The 24,441-nt window shown below is 64.4% G+C and carries 24 protein-coding genes; 11 read left to right on the forward strand and 13 right to left on the reverse strand.

The annotated features are described in order from the left end of the window. Positions 1-24: 24 nt before the first annotated feature. Complete coding sequence (locus N2K95_RS04765) at positions 25-1,581, reverse strand: sensor histidine kinase (protein WP_260653146.1); 1,557 nt, start codon at positions 1,579-1,581, stop codon at positions 25-27. Positions 1,582-1,817: 236 nt separating this feature from the next. Between N2K95_RS04765 and N2K95_RS04770 the strand changes: the two genes are divergently transcribed. Next, positions 1,818-2,627, forward strand: a complete 810-nt coding sequence (locus tag N2K95_RS04770) for a response regulator transcription factor (protein WP_260653147.1) — start codon at positions 1,818-1,820, stop codon at positions 2,625-2,627. A 74-nt stretch (positions 2,628-2,701) separates the two neighbouring features. Here N2K95_RS04770 and N2K95_RS04775 read toward each other — a convergent pair whose 3' ends face one another. The 4 genes from N2K95_RS04775 to N2K95_RS04790 all read right to left on the reverse strand — a co-directional run bounded on the left by N2K95_RS04775 (position 2,702) and on the right by N2K95_RS04790 (position 6,176). Beyond that, a complete protein-coding gene (locus N2K95_RS04775; RefSeq protein ID WP_260653148.1) occupies positions 2,702-4,390 on the reverse strand; it encodes a sensor histidine kinase in 1,689 nt (562 codons plus the stop codon). A gap of 130 nt (positions 4,391-4,520) precedes the next feature. Then, the gene (locus N2K95_RS04780) at positions 4,521-4,892 is read right to left on the reverse strand and encodes an Hpt domain-containing protein (RefSeq protein WP_260653149.1); all 372 of its coding nucleotides are present in this window, start codon (positions 4,890-4,892) and stop codon (positions 4,521-4,523) included. A gap of 271 nt (positions 4,893-5,163) precedes the next feature. Continuing rightward, a complete protein-coding gene (locus tag N2K95_RS04785) occupies positions 5,164-5,601 on the reverse strand; it encodes a VanZ family protein (protein WP_260653150.1) in 438 nt (145 codons plus the stop codon). Next, positions 5,598-6,176, reverse strand: coding sequence for an arsenate reductase/protein-tyrosine-phosphatase family protein (locus N2K95_RS04790; RefSeq protein WP_260653151.1), 579 nt, complete (start codon positions 6,174-6,176; stop codon positions 5,598-5,600). The genes N2K95_RS04785 and N2K95_RS04790 overlap by 4 nt, the downstream gene beginning before the upstream one ends. A 234-nt stretch (positions 6,177-6,410) precedes the next feature. On the opposite strand from N2K95_RS04790, the gene N2K95_RS04795 reads away from it, so the two are divergent. The 5 genes from N2K95_RS04795 (at position 6,411) to N2K95_RS04815 (ending at position 9,941) form a co-directional block, all read left to right on the forward strand. Beyond that, positions 6,411-6,974: an alternate-type signal peptide domain-containing protein gene (locus N2K95_RS04795; RefSeq protein ID WP_260653153.1), complete on the forward strand. Its 564-nt coding sequence runs from the start codon at positions 6,411-6,413 to the stop codon at positions 6,972-6,974. 86 nt (positions 6,975-7,060) lie between these two features. Continuing rightward, positions 7,061-7,609 carry a hypothetical protein gene (locus tag N2K95_RS04800; RefSeq protein WP_260653154.1) on the forward strand — a complete coding sequence of 183 codons (549 nt, stop codon included), beginning with the start codon at positions 7,061-7,063 and terminating at the stop codon, positions 7,607-7,609. A 22-nt stretch (positions 7,610-7,631) separates the two neighbouring features. Further along, positions 7,632-8,393 carry a signal peptidase I gene (locus N2K95_RS04805; RefSeq protein WP_260653155.1) on the forward strand — a complete coding sequence of 254 codons (762 nt, stop codon included), beginning with the start codon at positions 7,632-7,634 and terminating at the stop codon, positions 8,391-8,393. A 29-nt stretch (positions 8,394-8,422) separates the two neighbouring features. Further along, entirely contained in the window at positions 8,423-9,364 is a 942-nt protein-coding gene (locus N2K95_RS04810) for a hypothetical protein (protein ID WP_260653156.1), read from the forward strand. Beyond that, positions 9,357-9,941, forward strand: a complete 585-nt coding sequence (locus N2K95_RS04815; protein WP_260653157.1) for a hypothetical protein — start codon at positions 9,357-9,359, stop codon at positions 9,939-9,941. Before N2K95_RS04810 ends, N2K95_RS04815 begins: the two co-directional genes overlap by 8 nt. 8 nt (positions 9,942-9,949) lie before the next feature. On the opposite strand, the gene nhaA is transcribed toward N2K95_RS04815, so the two are convergent. The 4 genes from nhaA to N2K95_RS04835 all read right to left on the reverse strand — a co-directional run bounded on the left by nhaA (position 9,950) and on the right by N2K95_RS04835 (position 13,014). After that, positions 9,950-11,317 carry a Na+/H+ antiporter NhaA gene (gene nhaA / locus N2K95_RS04820; RefSeq protein ID WP_260653158.1) on the reverse strand — a complete coding sequence of 456 codons (1,368 nt, stop codon included), beginning with the start codon at positions 11,315-11,317 and terminating at the stop codon, positions 9,950-9,952. A gap of 167 nt (positions 11,318-11,484) precedes the next feature. Continuing rightward, a complete protein-coding gene (locus tag N2K95_RS04825) occupies positions 11,485-11,706 on the reverse strand; it encodes an SCO4848 family membrane protein (RefSeq protein ID WP_260653159.1) in 222 nt (73 codons plus the stop codon). A gap of 3 nt (positions 11,707-11,709) precedes the next feature. Next, positions 11,710-12,213 carry a DUF2505 domain-containing protein gene (locus tag N2K95_RS04830; RefSeq protein WP_255793331.1) on the reverse strand — a complete coding sequence of 168 codons (504 nt, stop codon included), beginning with the start codon at positions 12,211-12,213 and terminating at the stop codon, positions 11,710-11,712. Between the two features lie 129 nt (positions 12,214-12,342). Continuing rightward, complete coding sequence (locus N2K95_RS04835; RefSeq protein ID WP_260653160.1) at positions 12,343-13,014, reverse strand: hypothetical protein; 672 nt, start codon at positions 13,012-13,014, stop codon at positions 12,343-12,345. A 564-nt stretch (positions 13,015-13,578) separates the two neighbouring features. Here N2K95_RS04835 and N2K95_RS04840 point away from each other — a divergent pair. After that, a complete protein-coding gene (locus tag N2K95_RS04840) occupies positions 13,579-15,015 on the forward strand; it encodes a M28 family peptidase (RefSeq protein WP_260653161.1) in 1,437 nt (478 codons plus the stop codon). Between the two features lie 207 nt (positions 15,016-15,222). Next, the gene (mfd, locus tag N2K95_RS04845; RefSeq protein ID WP_260653162.1) at positions 15,223-18,822 is read left to right on the forward strand and encodes a transcription-repair coupling factor; all 3,600 of its coding nucleotides are present in this window, start codon (positions 15,223-15,225) and stop codon (positions 18,820-18,822) included. A 2-nt stretch (positions 18,823-18,824) separates the two neighbouring features. Here mfd and N2K95_RS04850 read toward each other — a convergent pair whose 3' ends face one another. From N2K95_RS04850 to deoC, 3 genes are all read right to left on the reverse strand, one after another. Further along, on the reverse strand, positions 18,825-18,962 hold the full coding sequence (locus N2K95_RS04850; protein ID WP_260653163.1) for a hypothetical protein: 138 nt from the start codon (positions 18,960-18,962) through the stop codon (positions 18,825-18,827). Positions 18,963-19,097: 135 nt separating this feature from the next. Continuing rightward, positions 19,098-19,349 carry a hypothetical protein gene (locus N2K95_RS04855; protein WP_146363517.1) on the reverse strand — a complete coding sequence of 84 codons (252 nt, stop codon included), beginning with the start codon at positions 19,347-19,349 and terminating at the stop codon, positions 19,098-19,100. Between the two features lie 39 nt (positions 19,350-19,388). Then, a complete protein-coding gene (deoC, locus tag N2K95_RS04860) occupies positions 19,389-20,063 on the reverse strand; it encodes a deoxyribose-phosphate aldolase (RefSeq protein ID WP_255793336.1) in 675 nt (224 codons plus the stop codon). Positions 20,064-20,609: 546 nt separating this feature from the next. Between deoC and N2K95_RS04865 the strand changes: the two genes are divergently transcribed. The 3 genes from N2K95_RS04865 to N2K95_RS04875 all read left to right on the forward strand — a co-directional run bounded on the left by N2K95_RS04865 (position 20,610) and on the right by N2K95_RS04875 (position 23,853). Further along, positions 20,610-21,638: a hypothetical protein gene (locus N2K95_RS04865; protein WP_260653164.1), complete on the forward strand. Its 1,029-nt coding sequence runs from the start codon at positions 20,610-20,612 to the stop codon at positions 21,636-21,638. A gap of 167 nt (positions 21,639-21,805) precedes the next feature. Further along, positions 21,806-22,282: a DUF7793 family protein gene (locus N2K95_RS04870; RefSeq protein ID WP_260653165.1), complete on the forward strand. Its 477-nt coding sequence runs from the start codon at positions 21,806-21,808 to the stop codon at positions 22,280-22,282. Further along, a complete protein-coding gene (locus tag N2K95_RS04875; RefSeq protein ID WP_260653166.1) occupies positions 22,279-23,853 on the forward strand; it encodes a putative bifunctional diguanylate cyclase/phosphodiesterase in 1,575 nt (524 codons plus the stop codon). The genes N2K95_RS04870 and N2K95_RS04875 overlap by 4 nt, the downstream gene beginning before the upstream one ends. Positions 23,854-23,874: 21 nt before the next feature. Here N2K95_RS04875 and N2K95_RS04880 read toward each other — a convergent pair whose 3' ends face one another. After that, the gene (locus tag N2K95_RS04880) at positions 23,875-24,432 is read right to left on the reverse strand and encodes a dihydrofolate reductase family protein (RefSeq protein ID WP_260653167.1); all 558 of its coding nucleotides are present in this window, start codon (positions 24,430-24,432) and stop codon (positions 23,875-23,877) included. Positions 24,433-24,441 lie beyond the last annotated feature (9 nt).

The raw sequence follows: 24,441 nt of genomic DNA on the forward strand, positions 1-24,441 counted from the left end.
TCCTGCTGTGCAGTCCGGGCAGGGTCAGGGTGCTGATACGGGCAGTTCCACCCGGAAGGTGCTGCCGACGCCGATCGCCGAGCTGAACGAGATCCGCCCGCCGTGTGCCTCGACAATCGATTTGGTGATGACCAGGCCCAGGCCCACACCGGGAATGGCGGCCTTCTTTACCTGGCCGGTGCGGAAAAATTTGGTGAACACATCCTGCTGGTCCGCCTCGCTCATGCCGATGCCGGTGTCCTCGACCTCCAGGACCAGATTCGCCCCTTCGCGGCGGGACCGGACGGTCACCTTGCCACCGTCGGGGGAGTACTTGATGGCGTTGGAAAGCAGGTTATCCAGTACCTGGGAGATCCGGTCCGGATCCACCAGGGCGTGCAGGTCTTCTTCGCAGTCACAGCCCAGGGCTACGCCGATCGGCGTGGCCCTGGGGGTAGCGGAATCCAGGGCAATCCGCACCAGCTCGGCGACGTCGGTTTCCGAGCGCTGAAGGTGCATCGTCCCGGAGGCCGTGGTCAGCAGATCCGACACCAGCAGCAGCAGCCGCTCGGCGTTGCGCTGCGCCACCTGCAGGGCGTTCAGCAGGCGCGCCGGCAGGTCGGAGGTGTCCTCGTCGTCGAGCACCAGGTCCAGGTATCCGATGATGGAGGTCAGCGGTGTCCGCAGTTCGTGGGAGACGCTGGAGACGAAATCCTCTCGGGCATTGAGCGCATTGACCATTTCCGTGACGTCACTGTAGGCCAGTACCGAGCCGGCAAACTGCCCGTTGTCCCGCATGGCACGGGCGCAGACCGTCAGGGCGCGCTGCCGGTCGCCGGTTCCGACCCAGACGATGACGTCTGAAAAGGACTCCTCGCGCATGGCCCGCTGGGACGGACGCTGCTCAAGGGGTACCGGTGTCAGCTGGTCGAGACCGTATATCTGTGCGTCGAGGTCTGTGTCCGCCGCCTCCGTAAGCCCGGCCAGTGCGTGGTTTGACCGCTGCCGGCTGTTCATGAGGATCGTCCGGCCGGCAGCATCGACAGCGGTGACGCCCACATCGACCGTTTCCAGCACTGCATCCAGCAGCTGGGAGCGAAGCCCGGTCTCTCTCAGGCTGGCCTGAAGCTCGGTTTCGGTCGCCTCCAGCCGCTGCTGCTGGGCAGTTGTATCGGCTTCAACCGTGGAAACCACCACACCGATGGCCAGCATGATGAACGGGATCAGCATCGGCCCCGCCAAGTCGGTCACGCTGGGCCATCCGTCTGCCCGGGTAAACAGCGGAGTCCACAGCACCAGAGTGCTGCCCAGAAAGCCGAGCAGCCAGCCGGTCCGTGGAGCGGCACCGGACCAGGACATCCAGAACACCGGGAACACACAGAGGAAGCTGAGTCCGGTCACCACGAGACGCCCGTCGTGATAGAGGCCGCCCACCACGGCGAAGTCCAGTACCGGAATCGTCCAGTACGCCAAGGGAGGGAGCCGCTCCCAAGGCACCGCCAGGCAGGCAGCAGTCAGCAGAGCGAGCAGGATCAGAGCGAAGCGGAAATTGATGCCGCTGTAAATCTGCGGACCCACAACCGCAGTGATAGGCAGGGCCACGGCAACAGAAATCAGGAGGGGCAGCTGACTGATCAGAAGCCGCATGCGCAAATGTAGTTGATAAAACTGTTTGCGGATCCCCAATAGCGCCGCAACGCGGCCTTCGAGACTCGACATAAAAAGGGGAACCCCCGGATTTCTGTAGTGGTAGGTCAGAGTATAGGGGTGCTCCTGTAAGATACCGAACAAGGGGAGCGGGGAATCATAAGGTCTCGCAGGACAGGAAAAAATAGAACATGGAAATTCAACGCGTAGCCGTCATTATCGAAGACGACGCGGATATCCGCGATCTTCTTAACGCGGTTTTGCAGCAGTCCGGTTTCAAAGTCTTTACTGCGCCGAACGGTTCCGAAGGAGTTGAAGCTGTCCGGCTGCACAGCCCTACGGTAGTCACGTTGGATCTGGGCCTTCCGGACATCGACGGTTTTGAGGTTATCCGCCAGCTGCGGCAGTTCAGCGATGCCTACATCGTGATGCTTACTGCCCGCGCCGAGGAACTGGATACCCTTATGGGCCTGGAAGCCGGCGCGGATGACTACATCACCAAGCCCTTCCGCCCGCGGGAACTGCGGGCACGGATCTCTGCGATGCTCCGACGTCCCCGAGGCGAAGCAGCCAATGACACCGATGTGCCCTCTTCCGGCGGTATGCCTTCCGTGCTCCCCGGCAGCCAGGGGACCACACTGACGGCCCCGGCCCCCGCGCCCGAAGCAGCCCCCGGCACGCTAGCCCACAATGGTCTGACCCTGAACCCGGGGACACGAACCACTGAGATCGAAGGCAACAGCGTAGAGCTCACCCGCACCGAGTTCGACCTGCTGCAGGCCCTTCTGGAGGGCGGGCGGCTGGTGCGGACCAAGACGGACCTGGTCCGTCGGCTGCGCGGCGAGGAATACGACACCGGATCGTTTATCAGCGACGCGGATGAGCGGACTGTGGAAGTGCATGTGGGCAACCTGCGGCGCAAACTCGGAGATGACTCGAAGTCCCCGCGCTGGCTCGAAACAGTGCGCGGCGTCGGTTACCGTTTGGCCCCGCAGGCCTGACCTGTCCAACCGGGTTCCCGTCCCAGGTTCTCCTACCAGGGGCGGGGACTCCGCTGTGCAGGCGGGCCGCGTTCCTAGACGACGGCGGGAACGCCGGCCGGGAGCTCGACGGTAAAAGCGGTGCCGTGTCCGAGGGTGCTCTCCACCCGGATGCTTCCGCCGTGCGCCTCGGCAATATCCTTGCTGATGGCCATGCCGAGCCCGACGCCGGGGATTCCCGCCTGCCGCACCGTGCCGGTGCGGAAGAACTTCTCGAACACATCCTCCACGTCCACCGCGGACATGCCCATACCGGTGTCGGCCACACGGAAGACGGCACGGTCCGCCTCGCGCCAGGCGCTCACGGTGACCGTCCCGCCGTCGGGCGAGTACTTGATGGCGTTGGAAAGCAGGTTGTCCAGGACCTGCGCAATACGGTGCGGGTCGGCATGCATGGGCAGCTCGGTCGGTGCCTCGTTCACCAGGTCGACGCCGGCCTTCCGGGCCCTGGTCTCAGCTGTGCGGAGGCTGGTGGTGATGACGTCCGCCAGGCACATGGGCCGGTATTCCAGCTGAACGGTGCCTGAAGCGGCGGTGAGCAGGTCCGACACCAGCCGCAGCAGCCGTTCGCTGTTGCGCAGCGCCACCCGCAGGGATCCGGGGATGGGCCCCTGCAGCTGGGTTTCCTCGGCCTCGTCCAGGGCGAGGTCCAGATAGCCGATGATGGACGTCAGCGGGGTCCGCAGCTCATGCGACACGCTGGCGACGAAGTCGTCCTTCGCGGCCAGTGCACCAACCAGGGCAGTGATGTCCGAGAATACGATGACCGCGCCGTTGAAGCCGCCGTCGTCGTTCCGCAGTACCGCCCCTGAGGTGTTCATGGCCATCTGGTTGCCGGGAGGTCCGAGCCACAGCGGTACGTCATGGAAGTCGGAGCCGAGCAGGGCGCGGGCCACGGGCCGCTGCTCGAAGGGCATCAGGGTGGTGCGGTCGAGGGTATAAAGGAGCAGATCGCGTTCATGCGGGCGGGTTATTCCGGCGGGCAGCGCCCGCTCCTGCAGAAGCCGCTGGCGGCGGTTCATATGCCGCGGAATGCCGTCCTCATCCACCAGGAGGACCCCGACGTCGATGGCATTGAGCACTCCGTCGAGGCGTTGGGACTGCCGTTTGCTCTCGGCCAGCGCGGCTTCGAGCAGCCGGTCCTTGTTCTCCAGGGTTTCACGCTGCGAACGGATGTCCTCACGCAGCACGGACACGGTGACTGCGACGCCGAGGCTCACCAGCGGAACAAGCAGGGGAGCGGAGAGGTCCGCACCGCTGACCGGGCCGCCGGTGCCCAGGATGAAGGGATGCCAGACAGACAGCAACGGGCAGAAGAAGCTCAGCACCCGCGCAGACGCGGGGGATACCCGGGACCAGGAGATCCAGAACACGGGGAAGACGTGCAGCAGGCTCAGTCCCGTGAGGATGCCGTTGCTGCCGTGCTGGAGCTGGGCAATGGCCACGAAGTCCAGCAGGGGGATGATCCAGTAGGACGGGTACCAGAGCCGGTTCCAGGGAACGGCGATGCATACGGCGGTGACAACGGCCAGCGTGATCAGGCCCGAGACGAATTCCTGCCTCTGGAAGATCTCCGGCAACTGCCAGGCGGCAACGGCGCAGATCAGTCCCACCACGATGACCAGGGGCGCCTGGCTTAGGGCCGTCCGATAACGCAGCGGCAATTCGTGGAACTGGGAGGTGATGCCGAAAAACCCCAGTGTCGACCGTGACAACCGCGACATGCATGACCCCCTTGTAAGCACAACAGGGTCTAACGATACCGGGGGTATGTCGCTCCCGTGACCGCGCTCACGGGCGGGACGGCCGGGGGTCGGTTTCGGCGGCGTCGGCGCATCCTGGGGGGGGCAGGCCCTAGGCTGCGGAGAACAGGGAAGGCTGGTTCAGGTGTGCCATGGTTTCCGTGCCGCAGGCACGGACAGCAGCAACCATTGCTTCCAGGCCGAGTATGTCGCGGCGTGACACCAGGTCCTGCGCCGCAGCCCCCAGGGCCGAGAGCCGTTCCGCTCCGGCCATGTCGCTGGAGATCTTGATACTCAGGACCACGTCCATAGCGGCGTCGAAGTCCCGGCCCTGAACGGCCTGACAAAGGCGGGTAAACCGGCTCTCCCACATGGAGATGAAATTGGAGACGAACTGGCGGCAGGACTCGGTGCCCACCTGGTCGCTTAGCTCCCGGAGCCGCTCCAGGGAGATCAGCCGCACGTCAATTTCTTCGCGGGGCATCATCATGACCTGCTGCTCCCGGGGCGCTGGGCTGCGGCATTCTGTTTCAGCGGTCAGGCTGATGCACCGGCGGCCGGGCTCGGTGGCCCGGCCTGCGGAAGCTGCGGGGGAGTCAGATATAAACAAAATATCCTTCGGGTGGGTTGCCGTGGGGGGCATTCGGTTCCTGGCGGAAGCCAGCCGAAAGCTTCCGGCCGATGCTCTACGCTCTCACTCCAACCTCAGGAAACCTGGCCTGCGACGCTCAAGATCGAGGCAATATTGGCGGCCCTCACGCGTTGTGTTTCCGGCTGCGGACCGCGTAGACCGCAAGCGTGCCGAGCGCCGCACCCAGCGCGTTGGCCAGAACGTCGTGGACGGTGGCAAACCGGGCAGGCAGGAACACGTGCTGTCCGGTTTCAATGGTGCAGGAGACGGCAACGCCGACGACGGCGGCGAACCAGGCATAGCGTTCGGCAAGATACGCGGCGGCCAGGACACCGAAGGGAACGAACAACACCACATTGGCCGCGGACTCCACCAGGGTGTAGTCGACCCAGCCGGGCACGCCGCGGGCATGCAGGGCAGCGAGGATCTCCTGCAGGGTGCCGGCCGCGCCTGCGTCTACCGGGGAGGGCCAGAACGCGATCAGCCCCAGTGCACCTATATAGAGCAGAAACAGGCCCGCCAGCCGGCGTCGTCGTTGTGTTCCCGGAATGACTACATTCACCGGTAGCGGCGCTCCCAGGCGAGCAGTGCGTCCACCGCGGGGGCGAGCTGGCGGACCATCTGCTGGTAAACAGCATCGCTTCGGCGGTAGGGGTCCACCACGTCGTCTTCTTCCGGGCTCACCGGGTGGGCGCTGCGCATCCTCAGGGCTCCTGCCACCGCTGCCTGCCACCGGTCGGCGGCACCGACGGCGGGGTCGGCGTCCACCAGGGGGAGCAGGCGGGCCAGTTCGCGCAGAGTGAAGGTGCGGCGCAGCAGCCCAGGGGCGAGCTCCACTATGCGACTCCGGTGCGCCCGGGTCAGGGCCAGTACGAGGTCTTGATCCTGAAGGATCTCCGGCGTGAGCTGCCGGGAACTGAAATCGGCTGAGTTGCCGCCGAAGATGTTCACGAATCCGGCCACATGCGGTTCGATGCCTGAGCCGATCAGGGCGCCGGTGCCGGCACTGGAGACCTCGAATTCACCGGGGGCAACTCTATCCAGCCCGGCCTGAAGCAGACGCTCGGCCATGGGGGAACGGCAGATATTGCCGGTGCAGACGGCCAGGATGCGGAAAGGGGTACTGGTGGCTTTCATGTCCTCAGGCTTCGAATAGGGCGGATTCATCGGGCCGGATCCGGCCGTTTGCGCTGATGCTGAGGGTACCTTGCGCCGCAGTTGAGCTTTGCCGGAATGTTTCACGAACCCTGTGTCTGGGCGGCGATGTTTCTTGAGGGGAGCACGGAAAAGTAATACCCAGCGGCGAGGAGAAAAATCTCCTCAGGCCGAAAACGAATTTAGACGGAACAACAAGGGGACAAGATGAACAAGATGGCTAAAGGCGCACTGGCAATCGGTATCGGCTCGGCAATGCTGCTCGGCGGCGGCGGCACCTTGGCAGTCTGGAACCAGACGCAGGCAGCCAACGCCGGCCAGATCGCGGCAGGTGACCTGGAACTGACCACCCAGGCCGGTGTCTGGACCAACGCTTACGGCACCGTGGTGGATCTGGATCCCAGCAACACCGTTGCTGACTACAAGGTGGTGCCGGGCGATGTCCTCACCTACAGCCAGACCATGGACGTCAAGCTGACCGGTGACCTGATGCAGGCCAAGCTCTCCATCCAGAACGTCCCCTCCAGCACCTTCGTGGCCCAGAACGTCACCATCGACAACGTCGTGGTCAAGGACGCCGCAGGAGCCAACCTGCAGAACGCCATCCTGAAGCCGGCCAACTCCGGCAAGGTCACTGCCTCCGCCAAGTTCACCTTCAAGCAGGACACGGATCTGCGCAGCAGCGCCAACGCCCTGGCTGACTTCAAGAACATCACCTACAAGCTGGACCAGCAGGCACTGCCGGCCGCACCGGCCGCGACCCCCGCCGCCGGCAAGTAGTATCGGCTAAGGCCACCTTGTTCTAACCCCTGGCTGTGCGCGGTGCATCCGCACCGCGCACAGCCTGTTCCCTGGAGACAAAAACCATGAACAGTCTTCGATCACTGAAAGCGGCAGGTCTGATCCTCGCCGCGGTGGTGCTCGGGCTAATGACGGTCCAGGGAAGCTACGCATTATGGAATACCATCGCTCCGTCGAACGCCGGCACGATTCAGGCAGCTGACTTTCGGATCGACGTCAACAACGTGGAAATGACTCCCACCTTCGATTTTCCGGTGGGCCAATTGAGCCGCGGCGGGAAAGCCGTCAAATACTTTGAAGTCAAGAATTCCGTGAATGTCACCGCGGCGTCACCGCTTCGAATCCAGGCAAGCCTGGCCGGACTGGGGCCAGTCAAAGGTTTTGACGGACATTTGACCGTGACAGCAGCAGCGGTTGCCGCCGGAACGAACTGCGACACCCTGGCCCCCAACCGGTACACACCAGTTTCGCCGGCACCCGTCCTCGCCAAGGGCGCGCCGCAGGGGATCTGCCTGAAGGCAGAACTCAGCCCCTCCACCCCCTCCGCCTACCTGGGGCGGGACATCGCCAGCACAGTAACCCTCAACGTCGCGCAGACAGCGCCGGTCAAGTAACACGCAGAGGATAGGACAAACCATGAGCGGTCGCAGGAAAGCAGAAGCCTCAGCCAGCCCCCTCGGCTTCCTCGGCGCCGGCCTGAGCTACCTGGCCCTCTGCCTTGCCGCGCTTGCTGCCCTCGCCCTAGTGATTGTTCCGATGCTCACTGGCTCACAGACCTACAGCGTCCTGACCAGCTCCATGGCCCCCAAGTATGCGCCCGGAACTTTCCTCGTGGTTAAACCCCTGCCGTTCGAAGAACTGCGCGTGGGCGACATCATCACCTACCAGATTGAGTCGGGCAGCGCCGCCGTCATCACACACCGCATCACGGCCATCAGCGCTACGCAGAGCGGTGAACTGGAGTTCATCACTAAGGGTGACAACAACGACGCCGATGACGAGTTGCCCGTACGCGAACTTCAGATCCGCGGCAAACTCTTCTATGCGGTACCGTTCGTTGGATTCGCGGCCAATGCGCTCGGCAACTCGGACCGTGGAGCTGCCTTCCAGTGGGGAGCCGTTGCCCTCATGGGCTACGGGGTTATCTCACTCGTGCGCGGTGCACTGGCAAAACGGCGCGAGGACGGCTCCGAGGCAACGCCGGGGCAGGGACCGGAAGATGGCCGCGACGGCGACGACGGCGGCGACGATGCGGATACGACCGGCACAAAGGGCCCCGAACACCAGGAACCTGTTGATCCGCTGGAATACGACGACCCCATCCTCACGGACTGCGGCTGCAGCGCTCCCGCGAGGCACCCCCACCGGATGAATCACCGGACGCCCGCGGGCGTTTGATGGAAATATTGCCGAAGGTGTCCCTGCGTTTGGCGAGTGCATCCGCCGTGCTCGCGCTGGCCGGAACACTCGCCCTGGTTGGCGCCCCCAGTGCGCGGGCGTCCAACAACTACCTTGAATTCAGCCCGGACGGAAACCGGTATGGACCCACCATTGCGGGTCCCCTCTTCAACGAGTCCCTGACCTATGTTCCCGGGGCTGAACAGGCCGCTACGGTTTGGGTCCGCAACAACAGTGCTGATCCGGCCCGGCTGAGCTCCGCGGCCGTGATGGTCCGTTCCGACCCCGAACTGAACGGGTACCTGGGACTGGCCGCCGAGTCCGCCAGTAGTTCCTTCGCGCGCGCTCCGCTGGGAACTCAGGGCGCGTGCGCGGACCTGCCTGCAACCTGGGACCTGGCCGGCGGAGAAGAAATCGAACTGACGTTTGCCGTTGACCTGTCCATCGATGCACCCAACGCAACAATGAACCGCACCGCTGAATTCAACGTTCTCTTTTACCTCGAGTCGACGGACGCAGGGCAGGCGCCCCGCCCGGCCTGTGACGCCTTGGGCAACGGGACCGGCGACGGCAGCGACAATGGCGACAACGGAACTGACGTCGACGACGGAACCGTCGCTGCCGTGCCCCGCGGGGAAACCCCGGCAGTAGTGGAGGCAGCGGGCGCGGGCGCACAGAGCATTCCGCCGCCTGGCCCGGCAACGGGCTCGCTCGCAATCCTGCCGGGCAGCGGAACGTCCAGCGAACCGCAGGCCGTGGCGGCGGCGGCGGTCAGTGCTCCGGCTGCTGCCCAGGTTCCGAAGGGCACGGCGATAACAGGGGCGGAGTCGTCGCCCCCGGTCCTGGACGCCATGGTTCAAAGCACGGTGGAGCCGGTCATCCGCTCCATGTCCGGTACGCTCCTGATAGCAATGTCGGTGGCATTTACGGCGGCCGTGGTTCTTCGGGTATGGAGTAGAAGATATGAATGACAAGCAGCTGGGGGCTGCTCCTGAGCCGCAGGCGGAAACAGAGCAGGCTTCCGGCTGGGTCACTCGTCTGCGTGCCCAGCCGGGCTTCCGGACCGCCACCGTGGCTTTTGCCCTGACCGTAATGCTGGGGGTAGGCGGCCCGGCCGCATACGCCTATTGGAGCGCGTCGACCAGTGTCATGATCTCCGGCAAGACCGTTCGGCCACCGCTTCCAACGCTGCAGGGTGATGTCAGATGCGGCTGGAACGGCTCACGCGTTGTTATATCGCAGCCGACACCTGTATCTGCCCTGCCCGGCGGGGCGTCTGTGGTCATGCGGATCAGCGATCCGAAGGGCACAACATACTACACGGTCAGCCCGCGTGAATACGTGCGCCTCATCGATGTTCCAGACCTGGAAGATCGCTTGCGGTGGGGTAATTCCCTCAGTATCTCGTACGCAACGGCATACCTGAACGGAAATGCTGCACCCAATATAGGGCTCGTCCAGGAAGCCGATCTTCTCGACTTCAAGTCCCTCGCCTGGACTAAAGAGGCCAGCGCATACTATCGCGCATCGTTCTTCTGCGAGCGATGATTGGCAGTCTAACGCCCCCCGCCGTCCCCATACACGTCCGGAATGCCGTCCTGGTCATCGTCACGGCGGTCCTCCGCCTCAATGAGCCGGTAGCGCCGGTTCCGGGCGGTCAGCAGGGCTGAGGCCAGCAGCGCAGCGAAGACGGAAGCCAGGAGGATGCCCACCTTGGCGTCGTCGTTGTGCAGGGTTCCGACGGCGAAGCTCAGGTCGTTGACCAGAAGGGACACGGTGAAACCGATTCCCGCGAGGATACCGATGCCGGTCAGGTCCACCCACCGGACATCGGCATCGAGCTTCGCGCGGGTGCCGGCGGTGACGGCCCAGGTGGTGAGCAGGATGCCGATGGGCTTGCCGACCACCAGGCCGAGGATGATGCCGATGGCAACCGGATCCTTGACCACCGCGCCCAGCCCGCTCCAGCCGCCGAGGGCGACGCCGGCGGAAAAGAAGGCGAAGACGGGGACCGCAAAGCCGGTGGAGACAGGCCGGAACCGGTGCTCGAAGATTTCCGACAGGCCGGGGGCTTCCGGGTTGGCCGGCAGTTTCTGTCGGTCCGGTCCGCGGCGCAGCACCGGAACGGCGAAACCCAGCAGAACCCCGGCCACAGTGGCGTGGACGCCGGAGGCATGCATCAGGGCCCAAGTCGCGACGCCGAGCGGCAGGAGGATCACCCAGGCGGGCCAGCTGCGGGCGCCGAAGAAACGGGGGACGCGCTGGACCAGCAGGGTGAAGGCGGCCAGCGGCAGCAGCATCCACAGCAGGTAGACCAGGTGCACGTCTTCGGAGTAGAAGAAGGCAATGATGGCGATGGCAATCAGGTCATCCACCACGGCCAGGGTCAGCAGGAAGATCCGCAGCGCGCTGGGCAGGTGGGAACTGATGACGGCCAGGACAGCCAGCGCGAAGGCAATATCGGTGGCGGTGGGAATGGCCCAGCCGCGCAGGCCGTCGGACCCGGCAGCCACATTCACGGCTACGTAGACCAGGGCGGGAACAATAACACCGCCCACTGCGGCTGCAACAGGAACAATGGCCTGCCTCAGGTCCCGCAGGTCCCCGGCAATGAACTCCTTTTTCAGCTCAAGGCCAACCAGGAAGAAGAAGATGGCCAGCAGCCCGTCGGCGGCCCACGTACCGATGCTCAGCTTGAGGTGCCACGGCTCGTATCCGATTTCAAAGTCGCGCACGGCAAAGTAAGTGTCGGCAGCCGGGGAATTGGCCCAGATCAGTGCGGCAACGGTGGCGATGAGCAGCAGGATCCCGCCCACGGTTTCCTTGCGGAGGATCTCGCCGATGCGAAGTGTTTCGCCGTAGCTGCGCCTGCCAAGGATGGTGCGTGCACCGTTTGGCTGAGGGGAGGAGGGCTCAGAGGCCATGAAGGATTTCCTAACGAATTCGGGTACGGCAAAGTTATTGCCGACCAGACTTCCCGGCGCACCGTTTACCAGTCTAGCCGCACCGCGCAGGCGGTGTGTGGTGAAAGACGCGGCACGCAGCAAAACGCCCCGGAAGGAAACCTTCCGGGGCGTTCTGGAGGGGAAATTCAGCCGATCAGGCCGCGGACACCGATGACGAGGGTGGCCAGGCCGAAGATGATCGCCGTGCTGATCTTCATCAGGTTCAGGGTCATGTACCGGGTAGGTGCACCTTTGGCGTCCCGGGACTGCGGGGACTTCAGCACGTCCCGCAGATAGGACGGCCAGATCAGGATGGACCAGAGACCGGCAATAACCAGGACTAGCGCCAGGGGAGTGGAAAGGACCATGGGTTAGCTCTGCCGGCTTTCAATCCACTTGCCGGCCTGGCCGGCCTGGATGGTCAGTGCCTTGCCGATCATCGGTTCGGCAGCCTTCGCGATCTTGTCGCCGAGGAACGGAATGGAGGAGGCCACCTTGCCGTCGACGTCGACGCGGGTGCCCTCGGGGGTGTTGACCAGGCGCTGCACGGCGTTGACCTTCAGCGGTACCCCGCCTACAGACAGTTCCACCTTGGCTTCCCGGGATCCGTCGGCAGCAGGGGCGGCCCACTGCTCCTTCTGGGTGACGGTCAGGGTGGCACCGACGAACTTCTTGGCCATGTCCGGCAGGCGGTCCGTAGGCATGGTCCGCACAGCGGTGAGCACAAATGCCCCGGCAGTGTCACCGTCCACGGAAGCGGACACCAGGGAACCGCCGACGTGCTCGCTCATGCTGCGCAGGAACCCCTCGTTGGCGAACGTGTCGGTCACGGTGCGTACGTCGTAGGGCAGGATGGTGGATGCGTTCAGGGCCATAGGTCCTCCGTAAGGTGGGCGTGATGCCGGAATCCCGCGGGCTTGTAACCCCGCGGCCGGCCAACCCTCATCCTAAACTGCACCCGCAGCTGCCCTGAAACTCCGCGCCGGGGACCGGAGCGGACGGGGCTACGGCACCAGGTTGATGCAGCCCACCGGCTGCCCGGCCGCCCCGCCCTGTCCTGCATCGAGGACGAGGAGGGACTCGGCGTCGTCGTCCGGCAGCGTCCACTGCACCGTGGTGCTCGCGGAGGCATTGCCGGCGGCATCCGTGGTGAAGTCCAGAACGAGCCCGCCCTGGCTGGTTTGGTACTCCTCCCCGGCGTCCGCCGGATCCGCGCCGCAGTCGTCCGTGTGCAGCCGGGCGCTGTACGTCGTATTGGCTGCGAAGCTCTGCGCCTGCAGCCGGACCGTAGTGTCGGCGTCGGTCTCCTCGACGGTGACGATGGCGACGGATTCGTCCGGGATCAGTGCCGTGCTGTAGGAGGTCGCGACGGCGTCATCACAGTAGGGACCAAACGTCCCCTCAATGATGCCGCCCGGCGTCAGGGAAGCGGTGAACTTTCCGCACCGGTCGGGGTTGGCGGTGGTCCCCGGAATGCCGGCAGCCTGGCAGTTCTCTTCACCCGGGCCGTCGGGGGAAACGGTGGCGCAGGACGCGTCGCCGGAAGTGGAGGCAGTCCGCGAAGGACTAACGGGGGAGTCGTTGTAGCCGTCGCCTTCGGGGTTGCCGGCGCATCCGGCGAACGTGAGCGCAAGTACCGCGAATCCGGTCATCCAAAGGGGCGCGTTGCGTGCCATGGGGCACTCCTTACCTCGACAGGGACGTGCGGTCCGGTTCTGCCCGTGCCTTTCCAGCGTGGCAGGGGGGCCGGTGAAAAACCAGATATCCGGTGCCGCTTCCAGCCGCCGGGCTGCACCTGGGCAAAAACCCCGAGACTATGCGCCCCAACGGCAAATCAACAGGGGGGAGGCTGATTCTGCCCGCCATCGGTACCGATCAGGGTCCGGGCGCCACCCTGCCCTTACTCCGGCCCGGTGCGTCGCGTACGTTCTGCGGCACGGTACCGCCGTCGGGCGACGGGACGCGGCACCGGACCATCACCGCAGTTACGGGGACTCACACCTAGGGGAACGATGAACAGGAACAGAACTTTGCGTACGACGGCGCTCGCAGCAGCGGTCTTCCTAGCCGCGGCAGGTCAGGCGCCGGCAGTGGCGACCGGCAACGATGCTGCGGGAGGACAAGAGGAGATCAGTGGCACGGCATCAGGGAACGGGTATCCCGGGAAGGGGCATCCAGGAAAGGGCCATCCCGGAAAGGGGCACGGGAAGCCCGATGCCAGCGAGATACTGCGGCAGAAGGTGACCCTCAAGAATGTGATGCGGCATCTGGACGGACTGCAGCGGGCGGCGGATGCCAACGGCGGAAACCGCGCGTCCGGAACTCCCGGCTACGAGGCATCCGGCCGCTACATTGAGAAGCAGCTGCGCCGTGCCGGGTACAAGCCGGTCCGTCAGCCCTTCTCCTATGATCAGTTTGAACTGGTGTCGGAGGCGCTGGAGCAGGTGTCGCCGGAGGCGCGGACATTAGTGGCGGGGACGGATTTCAGCACCATGTCCTACTCCGGTCCCGGGGACGTCACGGCGGCCGTGACGCCGGTGGACATCAACCTCCTCGGGGACCGGGCAACGACCAGCGGCTGTGAACCGGAGGATTTCGCCGGCTTCCCCGCGGGCAACATTGCGCTGCTGCAGCGGGGCGAATGCACATTCGAGATCAAGGTAGACAACGCCGCCGCCGCTGGCGCCTCAGCTGCCGTCGTCTTTAACCAGGGCGACGATGTACCCGGTGACGACCGCACGGGTCTGGTGAACGGCGGGCTTGGCGCCGAGTTGGCGGCCATTCCCGCCGTGACCGCGACGTTTGCCCTGGGTGAGGAACTGGCTGGAACGCCCGGGGCCGTTCTGCATCTTTCCGTGGAATCCGGGATACGCACCACCGAGTCCTTCAATATCCTGGCGGACACAAGGAGCGGTGACCCGAACCGCACCGTGGTGGTGGGTGCGCACATGGATTCGGTGCCGGAGGGGCCCGGCATCAACGACAACGGCAGCGGCTTGGCGGCCACCCTGGAGACCGCAATCCAACTGGCCAAGACCAAGACAAAGGGCGGCCTGGAAAACCGGGTTCGGTTCGCGTTCTGGGGCGGGGAAGAGGACGGGCTGGTGGGCTCGGACTACTACGTCGAGCAACTGGGTGAAGCCGGGGTGGCCGGAACCCTGCTGAACCTGAACTTCGACATGGTGGGATCCCCGAACTTCGCCCGGTTCATTTACGACGGCGACGGCAGCATGCTCCCTCCAGGCGAAGAATCCTCCATACCTGCCGGATCCGATGTCATTGAGCAGGTCTTCGAGGAGTACTTCGCTTCCCAGGGCCTGACCACGGCACCCACCCCGTTCGACGGCCGGTCCGACTACGGCGGGTTCATCGCCGAGGGAATAGAGATCCCGGCGGGCGGGCTGTTCACGGGTGCCGAAGGCCTGAAGACGCCCGAGGAAGCCGCACTGTTCGGCGGGACGGCGGGTGCTGCGTATGACGCCTGCTATCACGCCGAGTGTGATGACATCACCAACATCAACCGCAGGGTGCTGGACCAGATGTCCGACGCCGTGGCCCACTCCGTGATCACCTTCGCCCGAATGGAGGAGGACCTGCGCGGGGGCGGCGAAACACAGTCCCGCCAGCTGAACGCCCCGGCTGACAACACCTACCGTGGCCATCAGCTGCTGAAGTAGGCGCGGAGCAGGACCGCCGCGTACCACCTGTAAATGCCCGGCGCGAAGCGGGAGGCCCCTCAACGGCCTCCCGCTTTTGCGTGCTTTCCGCTCTCAGCGGGAGCAGCAGATCACTGGCCCCGCAGCAGGTAATGTGGAAGAAAACCCCGGGGTTCCGTTTGTGGACTTCGGGTATTTGCGTTGCCGTCATGAAGGAGAAAACACCCCATGAGCCTGAACGGACTGCGTGCCGCCCTCGCTGAGGACCCCTCGTACGCAAGGGTGCGGACCCTTTCCTCCCGGCCCGTAGCAGGCCGCAGCGAAGACCTGCAGATCGGTGCACCGCAGGGCATGCGCGCCGCCCTGCTCGCGGAAGTCGTGGACGGGCTGGCGGCGGCCGGGACCGGTGACGGGATCCCGCCGGTGGTGCTGGCGGTGACGGCAACCGGACGCGAGGCCGAGGATCTGGCCGCCGCCCTGCGCAGCTACCTGCCGCTGGCCGGCATCGAGGAGTTCCCCAGCTGGGAGACGCTGCCGCACGAGCGGCTGTCCCCGCGCTCGGATACCGTGGGCAGGCGCCTGTCGGTGCTCCGCCGGCTGGCGCATCCGGAGACCGCTCCGGTGCAGATTGTGGTTGCCCCCGTGCGGGCCGTGCTCCAGCCGCTGGTTGCGGGACTGGGCGAACTGAAACCGGTCGCCCTGAAGGTCGGCCAGGAGCAGCCCTTCGACTCCGTGGTGTCCGCGCTGGCCGATGCCGCCTATGCGCGGGTGGACATGGTCTCCCACCGTGGCGAATTCGCCGTGCGTGGCGGCATCCTGGACGTTTTCCCGCCCACCGAGGATCACCCCATCCGCATCGACTTCTTCGGCGATGAGGTGGATTCCATGCGCTGGTTCGCGGTCGCCGACCAGCGGACACTCACAGGGGAGCACATCACCCACCCCTCCGAGCTCTACGCCCCTCCGTGCCGGGAAATCCTGATCACGCCGTCGGTCATGAGCCGCGCGGCGAAACTTCAGGGCCAGATGCCGGCCGCGTCCGACATGCTGGAGAAAATCGCCGGCGGGATCGCCGTGGAAGGCATGGAGTCCCTTGCCCCGGTCCTGGTGGACTCCATGGTTCCGCTGATGGGTGAGCTGCCCCGCGGGTCCATTGCCGTGGTGATCGAGCCCGAAAAGGTCCGTGCCCGCGCGCACGACCTGGCTGCCACCAACGAGGAATTCCTCGCGGCTGCATGGGCCACAGCGTCCGACGGCGGTGCCGCACCTCTGGATCTTTCCGCCGGGCTGGCTTCGGACCTGGACGCCGCAAGCTTCCGTTCCCTGGCAGACACGCGCACTGCAGCGCAGGCCAATGACGTGGGCTGGTGGTCCATCACCTCCTTCAACCCCGACGACGAAACCGTCCTAGACATCGACACCCTGACCATTAATGCCCGCGAACCGCGCGGCTACCGGGGCGACGTCGCGGAAATGATGGACTTCATCGGCGGCCGTGTCCGTGACGCCTGGCGCGTAGTGGTGGTGACAGAGGGTCCGGGCCCAGCCGCCCGCCTGGCCGAACTCTTCAAGGAAAACGACATCCCCGCCGCCCTGGTGGATTCCGTGGACGAAGAGCCGCGCCCCGGCGTCATCTCCATCACCACGGCCAGCGCCGGCCGCGGATACGTCTTCGACACCCTCAAGACCGGGCTGCTTACCGAAGCGGACCTGCTAGGCCGAGCCAGCGCCTACTCCACCCGCGACATGCGCAGGATGCCCTCGAAGCGGCGCAACGCCGTCGACCCGCTGCAGCTGCAGGAGGGCGACTTCGTGGTGCACGAGCAGCACGGGGTGGGCAAGTTCATCGAACTGATCCAACGGGCCACCGGAGCCGGCACCAACAAGACCGTGCGCGAGTACATGGTGCTCGAATACGCGTCCTCCAAACGGGGTGCACCCGGGGACCGGCTCTTCATTCCCACCGACCAGCTGGACCAGATCACCCGCTACGTGGGCGGCGAGACCCCCGTCCTGTCCAAGATGGGCGGCTCCGACTGGGCCAAGACCAAGAGCCGGGCGCGCAAGGCCGTCAAGGAGATCGCAGGAGAGCTGATCCGGCTCTACTCCGCACGGATGGCCTCCAGGGGCCACGCCTTCGGCCCGGACACCCCGTGGCAGCGCGAACTCGAGGAAGCGTTCCCCTACATCGAAACCCCGGACCAGCTGACCACCATCAACGAGGTCAAGGCGGACATGGAGCGCGAAGTTCCCATGGACCGGCTGGTCTCCGGCGACGTGGGCTACGGCAAGACCGAGATCGCGGTCCGGGCAGCCTTCAAGGCCGTGCAGGACGGCAAGCAGGTCGCCGTGCTGGTGCCCACCACCCTGCTGGCCCAGCAGCATATGGAGACCTTCGCCGAGCGGTTCTCCGGCTTCCCGGTCCGGGTGGACTCCCTGTCCCGGTTCCAGACCTCCAAGCAGGCCAAGGAGACCATGGAAGGCGTCAGGACCGGCGCCGTGGACGTAGTCATCGGTACCCACCGCATCCTGTCACAGGAAGTCCAGTTCAAGGATCTTGGCCTGGTGATCGTGGACGAGGAGCAGCGCTTCGGCGTCGAACACAAGGAAGCGCTGAAGAAGATGCGCACCAACGTGGACGTGCTGGCCATGAGCGCAACGCCGATTCCGCGCACCCTGGAAATGTCCCTGACCGGCATCCGCGAGACCTCCACGCTGGCCACCCCGCCGGAGGAACGGCACCCGGTGCTCACCTATGTGGGCCCGTACACGGACAAGCAGGCCTCCGCCGCCATCCGCCGCGAGCTGATGCGGGAGGGCCAGGTGTTCTTTGTCCACAACCGGGTCTCCTCGATTGACCGGACCGCCGCGCACCTGCGGGAGCTGGTCCCGGAGGCACGTATCGCCGTCGCCCACGGCCAGATGAGCGAGTCCAAGCTTGAGCAGATCATTGTGGACTTCTGGGAAAAGCGCTTCGACGTACTGGTCTGCACCACGATCATTGAAACCGGCCTGGACATCTCCAACGCCAACACCCTGATCGTGGACCGGGCGGACCACTTCGGCCTCTCCCAGCTCCACCAGCTGCGCGGCCGGGTGGGCCGCGGCCGGGAGCGGGCCTACGCCTACTTCCTGTACCCGTCGGAAAAGCCGCTGGGCGAGGTCGCCCTGGAGCGGCTGAAGGCCGTGGCCACGCACAACGAACTGGGTGCCGGAATGCAGCTGGCCATGAAGGACCTCGAGATCCGCGGCGCCGGCAACCTGCTGGGCGGGGAGCAGTCAGGCCACATTGCCGGCGTCGGCTTCGACCTGTACATCCGGCTGGTAGGCGAAGCCGTGGCCGACTACCGCGGCGAGGCCGAGGAAAAAGCAGCGGAGATGAAGATCGAGCTGCCGGTCAACGCGCATCTGCCGCACGAATACGTGCCGGGGGAGAGGCTGCGGCTGGAGGCCTACCGCAAGCTGGCCTCCGCGCTGACCAACGAGGCGATCGACGAAGTCCTGGCCGAACTGGTGGACCGCTACGGCGAGCCGCCGCAGGAAGTAAAGAACCTGATCGACGTGGCCCGCTTCCGGGTGGATGCACGCGCCGCCGGGCTGACCGACATCGCACTGCAGGGCAACTTCATCAAGTTCGCGCCGGCGGACCTGCCCGAATCGCGCACCATGCGGCTGCAGCGGATGTACCCGGGTGCGCTGGTGAAGCCGGCCTTGAACGCCGTGCTGGTGCCCAAGCCGAAAACCGCTCGAATCGGCGGGCGGGATTTGGTGGACGCCGAAATCCTCGCCTGGGCCAAGCAGGTGCTCGACGCCGTGTTCAAGGAGTAGGGCTAGCCCGTCACCGCGATAAGGAAGACAGCGGCGGCGGCCACTACGCAGGAGGCGAGTACCGAGTACCCGATGAGGACAATGCGCTGCTGCCGGGCGCGGTCCCGGCGCCACTGCCTGCGGGTCATGGTCGTAGTCATACCCGTAAATCTAGGGACGACGGGCCCCTGCGGCCTAGAGTAGGACACACCTGCCTGCCCGCGGCGACTACTCAGTTAAACAGCGATGCACCCCGGCGTGAAGGCCGGGGTGCATCGCTGTTTTAGGTAAGGGGTTTACTCGTTGTGCGAGTATCCCTTGGCCAGTTCCGTGGTGGTGTCGGAACGGCCGATGCTGAACGCTACGAGGTACATGCCGGTGGCGGCGACCAGCAGGATGGCCATCGGCCAGACGTTGTCCAGCGTCAGCCAGTTCACCGCGTAAATGGCGCCGAGGAAAATGGCGAACATCACGGCAAAGATGAGGATGTTGCTGACCAGGTGGCCCTCGCCTGAGTGTGAAGGCTGCTTTGACCGTGTTCCAACCATGAAGTTCTCCGTTTCAAAAAGTGTCAGTAGCTATGCCGGTCAGTAGTCCGACGTGGCTTTGCTTCCATTAACAATAGCGATTCCGGAGCTCGCTCCGATACGCGTGGCCCCGGCGTCGATCATTGCCTGCGCATCTTCGAGCGAACGGACACCGCCGGAAGCCTTGACTCCCAGGTCCGGGCCGACGGTGCGGCGCATCAGCGCGACGTCTTCGGCCGTGGCTCCGCCGCCGTTGAAACCGGTGGAGGTCTTGACGAAGTCGGCGCCGGCCTCGACGGAGGCTTCGCAGGCCAGGACTTTCTGCTCATCGTTGAGCAGGGAGGTTTCAATGATGACCTTCAGGATCCCGCCGGCAGCGTGTACGGCGTCCGCTACGGCGGCGATGTCGCGGACCAGGGCTGCGCGGTCTCCGCGCCGGGCTGCGGCGATGTCGATGACCATGTCGATCTCATCAGCGCCGTCCTGAAGTGCACCCTGGGCTTCGAAGACCTTCACCTCGGTGGTGGTGGCTCCCAGCGGGAAGCCGATGACCGAGCAGGTGAGGACTCCGCTGCCCTTCAGTGCGTTGCGGACCGTACCGACCCAGAGCGGGTTTACACAGACGGATTTGAACTGGTACTCAGCGGCTTCGGAGCAGACCCGGAGGATGTCGTCGCGGCTGGCCTCGGGTTTGAGGAGCGTGTGATCAATGTACGAGGCAATGGGTGTAGACATGGGATCTATCTTGCCATAGGGGAGTGTCAGCGCGTGGCTGAGATCACGCTTGCCCTGGTGGGCGCGGGGGCGCTCCATCGGCCCCCAACGGTCGTCAGAAGGCTTAGGCCCGGATGCCCCGCGCGATAGCGGCGCATCCGGGCTCTTGCGACGGAGTCTTTAGTCGCTCTTAGGCCACATTCCGAAAACGGAAGCACCGGCAATTTGCTTGACTACTTTGTCCGAGGTGGCCGGGGAAAGGGATGCCGCTGACGCGGGTGCAGCCACACCCACACCTGTTATAACTGCGGCCAGCAGCACTGCTGCACCAAGCTTTTTCATGTTGTGCTCCTAGGAAGATATATGTGCTGAACAATTCAGACACAAGGAGTATAGCTATACATATTCCGCGTGAAACGCCGATTGTTGTTCTATTAGGAAATCCTGACCAGGGCCGGCGAGGATGCGGTACGCCCGCTGACTGTAACCTTTGCGGCGCCAGCAAGATAGAGTCACGATAAGGTTCCATTAACATGCGGACGAATACTGTGAGAAGGTGTCGAGGTTTTGGATAACAATGCAGTGTTCATCCTGAACGAATACCGTGCCCTGAGGGCGCAGGAGCGACGGGACTATGTTGCCGCTGTCGATCATTCATGGACAGCAGCAAAAGCCGCGTCGCAGCATGATGACGCGTGGGGTTTCTGTCGCATGGCCTTTCAAGCAGGTCAGCTACAGCTTAATCTCGGCCTGCTCCAAGAGGCCGTAGACACCTGTCGGCAGCTGCTCGAGTCCGAAGCAATAAAGCAGTACCCCGAGTTTGAATCGAGGACACGGGTGCTGCTGTCGCGGATATTACAAAACGAAGGGCAGATGCAAGGAGCGCTGGCGGTGGCCCGGGAATTGTCGAGGATGCCATCGCGGGAGCTGTCCCAGGACGGGCGGCGAAGTGTCCAGCACGTACTGGTCGCGTCGCTAGCTGAGGAAGGGGACACTGAGGCAGCGTGGGTGGAAGCGCTGAATCTCGTTGGCATGTTGGAGGGCGTCACCAGTCCGAGGACCATAGGCATGGCGTACTGGACAGTCAGCAACGTGGCCTTCATGTCTTCTCGGATCGACGAAGCTTTGGAAAATCAACGCCTAGCGGCAGAGGCCTTGTCTCGATTGGACGATGTCAATCTGTGGGCACAGTTCAATAAGGCAATTGCTCACATGCGGTTGATGGCTGGGCTCAACGGGCCTGAGACCGCTGAGTTCGTCGAGCGTGCAGAGGTCGCTTTTGCCGTCGCCGGTGGTGGCGAAATAGATCTGTACGAAATCCTGATCACCCGCGCTTGGTGGGAATTCGCGTCCGGCAATGCGGCCAAAGCCGAAGGACTGCTTCGCCCACTCGAAAAAGAGTTAGCCGGTCCCTACCCGTTTTTGCAAGCACGTGCGTTGCTAGTCTTGGCTCGAAGCTTAAGGGCGTTGGGCTCCCACGCCGAAGCCTTGGAATGCGCCCTGCAATGTGAGCGTATCTTTACTGGGATCGGTGCGGACGTGTATGCCTCCGAATCTCGGAAACTCATTGACACCGTTCACGAGACGGTCTCATAATCGCAAGTCACCGAATTAACGTTTTAGCGTCGGATGCTCAAGAGATGGGTGTTGAACGGCGAACATTACAGACTGGGGCATCAATTCCAGGCGGTGATTCCAGACGCTCCGGTACGGTAAGGCACATCCGCTGCATTGAGGTCCTGCGCGGCAACTTGGGGGAAGCAATGGCAAGACAGGAAACAGTGCAGCACAACGGCTCCGGAGCGCTCAGAGACAGCGTCTCGCTCATCGTCCGGCAAAGTGCAGACCCTGACCGTGGAAACGGGATTCAAAACCCTTCGCCGCGCTCGGAAGCTTTGGTAAACCTGTCGGATGAGGGGCACCTTGTACTGGTGCTGCCTCCCGGCGAGGTGATTACTGGTTCCATGGCTACCGCCGTTGCCGAGAAGATTGATCAACTGGCGACTGCGCACAGTCTCCCGCTGCTTCTGACGTTGACGGGTGTGGAATCCATTTCCCGTAGTGCCCGGGACATCTTCAGTGCTGCACGTTCCCTGGCCGCCGTAGCTGTCCTCGGGGTTTCTCCGGTCGATCGGGTGATCGCGAATTTTCTGCTCGGAGGAGAGGTTCAGCCCTGTCCCACACGGTATTTTTCTCAGGAAGGCGATGCCCTGAACTGGCTCAGAAGGTATGCCGCGTGATCCCTCCACAAGAGGGAGCCGGGGACCTGCCGGCGGACCCGCGCCTCGGCAGCATCGTTGAGGGCATTGTCAGGATCGCAGCGGGAAACCTCACGTCCCGGATTCCGGTCTCATCCGCCCGCGATCAGGTTGATGCCGTCAGCACGGGCATTAACCTCCTGGCAGCGGAACTGGACGACATGTACCAGGACATGGAGCAGCGGGTCGAGTCCCGCACGCTGGAACTCCGCGCAGCGCACCAACAGGTGCAGCGAATGGCGCTTTCAGATCCGCTCACCGGACTGAGCAACCGGATTGACTTGATGCAGCAGGTGGAGTTGGCTCTGACGGACTGGGACGGTCGGGAAGCCGCACCCGCCGTGCTGATGATTGATCTGGACGGATTCAAGGAAATCAACGACAGTTTTGGACACAAAGCCGGGGACTTGGTGCTGCAGGAAGTGGCGGGCCGGCTGCTCGCCTCGGTTCCGGAGGAAATCGTTGTAGCGCGGCTCGGCGGCGACGAATTCGCGGTTTTGCTCCCCGAGGTTGCGCGGTTATCGGCGCTCGAAGCCGCGGAAAGGATCCAGGCGGCTTTGGGCATTCGGACCGTTGTGGAGGGACTGGATGTTTGGCCTCGTGCGAGCATCGGCGTGCACCTTGCCGAGGCTGGGCAATCCGCCGAGGATCTGCTGCTCCGCGCCGATACCGCCATGTACGAGGCGAAGGAAGGCGGCCCGGGCCAGGTGCGGTTATTTGAACCGGTGATGCTCTACGCCCGCCAACTGCGGCGGGAAATGGCCTCTGACCTGCGCAGGGCCGTTGAACGCAACGAATTCCGGTTGGCGTACCAGCCTGTCGTTGACATAGTCACCGGTAAGATGCAGGGCGTGGAGGTGCTGCTGCGCTGGGAGCATCCGACGCAGGGACTGGTCATGCCGGACATCTTCATCCCGCTGGCCGAGGAGAGCGGAGCCATCCTGGGGATCGGACGCTGGGTGCTGCGGTCTGCCCTGGAACAACTAGCGCAGTGGCGTAATTCGGGTCAGGACCAGGACGGCTTCCATATCCGCGTCAATGTGTCCCCGTCCGAGCTGGAGAGCATGGATCTGGTGGACTACGTCCGCGCCGTCCTGCGCGAAACCGGTGCCGTGCCCAGAGACCTGGTCCTGGAAATCACCGAGAGTGCCTTTGTCGGCAGCGGAGATGTGGAGACCTATTCCATGAAAGCGCTGAAGGCCTTGGGCGTCCGCCTGGAAATCGACGATTTCGGCACGGGCTATTCCTCCATAAGCTACCTGCGCCGGCTGCCCGTGGACACCGTTAAGGTGGACCGGGCACTCATCGCGGACATTGGCCGGGACAAGGGGCAGCTGGAGTTCGTCGACGCTGTCCACCACCTCATCCAGGCCGCGGGCATGGAGGCGGTCTTCGAGGGGATCGAAACCCCGGAGCAGGCCGAACTGCTGCAGGACATGGGCTGCTGCAACGGCCAGGGCTACTACTTCAGCCGGCCGCTTACCGCAGAGCAGGTGGGGACGCTCCTGGCGAGCGGAAGCCGCCTGCCGGTGGCTACGGAGCTGGTGGCGTAGCCTGACTCCCGGACGGGAAGATCAGTTCAGGACCCGGTAGTGCAGGAACACGACGCCGTTGGCGAAGCGTTTCTCATCCAGCAGCTCCAAACCCAGCCGGAGTCCGTCCGGGAGGAACCGCTTCCCGCCGCCGATGATCACGGGGGAGAGCAGCTGATGCAGCTCGTCAACCAGTCCAGCCTTCAGCGCCTGCCCCGCGAGGTTCGCGCCGCCCACTGACACGTCGTCGTCGGACGCCTCCACAAGCGCCCGCACGGCGGCGGGATCGAACGTCCGCGCGAGCCGCGTGCGCGGGGCGGAGACCTCGGTGAGCGAACGGGAAAAGACCACCTTGTCCGCCGCCTGCCAGATCCGTGCATATTCCTGGATGGCCTGCGGCTCGCCTTCGGGCGGCAACGAATCCCAGTACGACATCACCTCGTACAGCTGCCGCCCGATCAGATGCGTGCCTACGTTGCGCTCGAGTCCATTGACGAAGAGATGCACCTCTTCATCGGGCATGCTCCAGTCAAAGGACCCGGCCTCATCCGCAACGTAGCCGTCCAGGGAAGTGATGCTTGTGTAGATCAGCCGTCCCATGCCGGCCTC

This window comes from Arthrobacter zhaoxinii (genome assembly GCF_025244925.1).
In the GTDB taxonomy this organism is placed as follows: domain Bacteria; phylum Actinomycetota; class Actinomycetes; order Actinomycetales; family Micrococcaceae; genus Arthrobacter_B; species Arthrobacter_B zhaoxinii.

Excerpts from the sequence above, each read along its gene's own strand:
- N2K95_RS04770 (WP_260653147.1), top strand. The coding sequence starts at position 1,818 with ATGGAAATTCAACGCGTAGCCGTCATTATCGAAGACGACGCGGATATC.
- N2K95_RS04775 (WP_260653148.1), bottom strand. The coding sequence starts at position 4,390 with ATGTCGCGGTTGTCACGGTCGACACTGGGGTTTTTCGGCATCACCTCC.
- N2K95_RS04780 (WP_260653149.1), bottom strand. The coding sequence starts at position 4,892 with ATGCCCCGCGAAGAAATTGACGTGCGGCTGATCTCCCTGGAGCGGCTC.
- N2K95_RS04790 (WP_260653151.1), bottom strand. The coding sequence starts at position 6,176 with ATGAAAGCCACCAGTACCCCTTTCCGCATCCTGGCCGTCTGCACCGGC.
- N2K95_RS04795 (WP_260653153.1), top strand. The coding sequence starts at position 6,411 with ATGGCTAAAGGCGCACTGGCAATCGGTATCGGCTCGGCAATGCTGCTC.
- N2K95_RS04800 (WP_260653154.1), top strand. The coding sequence starts at position 7,061 with ATGAACAGTCTTCGATCACTGAAAGCGGCAGGTCTGATCCTCGCCGCG.
- N2K95_RS04805 (WP_260653155.1), top strand. The coding sequence starts at position 7,632 with ATGAGCGGTCGCAGGAAAGCAGAAGCCTCAGCCAGCCCCCTCGGCTTC.
- N2K95_RS04815 (WP_260653157.1), top strand. The coding sequence starts at position 9,357 with ATGAATGACAAGCAGCTGGGGGCTGCTCCTGAGCCGCAGGCGGAAACA.
- nhaA (WP_260653158.1), bottom strand. The coding sequence starts at position 11,317 with ATGGCCTCTGAGCCCTCCTCCCCTCAGCCAAACGGTGCACGCACCATC.
- N2K95_RS04825 (WP_260653159.1), bottom strand. The coding sequence starts at position 11,706 with ATGGTCCTTTCCACTCCCCTGGCGCTAGTCCTGGTTATTGCCGGTCTC.
- N2K95_RS04830 (WP_255793331.1), bottom strand. The coding sequence starts at position 12,213 with ATGGCCCTGAACGCATCCACCATCCTGCCCTACGACGTACGCACCGTG.
- N2K95_RS04835 (WP_260653160.1), bottom strand. The coding sequence starts at position 13,014 with ATGGCACGCAACGCGCCCCTTTGGATGACCGGATTCGCGGTACTTGCG.
- mfd (WP_260653162.1), top strand. The coding sequence starts at position 15,223 with ATGAGCCTGAACGGACTGCGTGCCGCCCTCGCTGAGGACCCCTCGTAC.
- N2K95_RS04850 (WP_260653163.1), bottom strand. The coding sequence starts at position 18,962 with ATGACTACGACCATGACCCGCAGGCAGTGGCGCCGGGACCGCGCCCGG.
- N2K95_RS04855 (WP_146363517.1), bottom strand. The coding sequence starts at position 19,349 with ATGGTTGGAACACGGTCAAAGCAGCCTTCACACTCAGGCGAGGGCCAC.
- deoC (WP_255793336.1), bottom strand. The coding sequence starts at position 20,063 with ATGTCTACACCCATTGCCTCGTACATTGATCACACGCTCCTCAAACCC.
- N2K95_RS04870 (WP_260653165.1), top strand. The coding sequence starts at position 21,806 with ATGGCAAGACAGGAAACAGTGCAGCACAACGGCTCCGGAGCGCTCAGA.
- N2K95_RS04880 (WP_260653167.1), bottom strand. The coding sequence starts at position 24,432 with ATGGGACGGCTGATCTACACAAGCATCACTTCCCTGGACGGCTACGTT.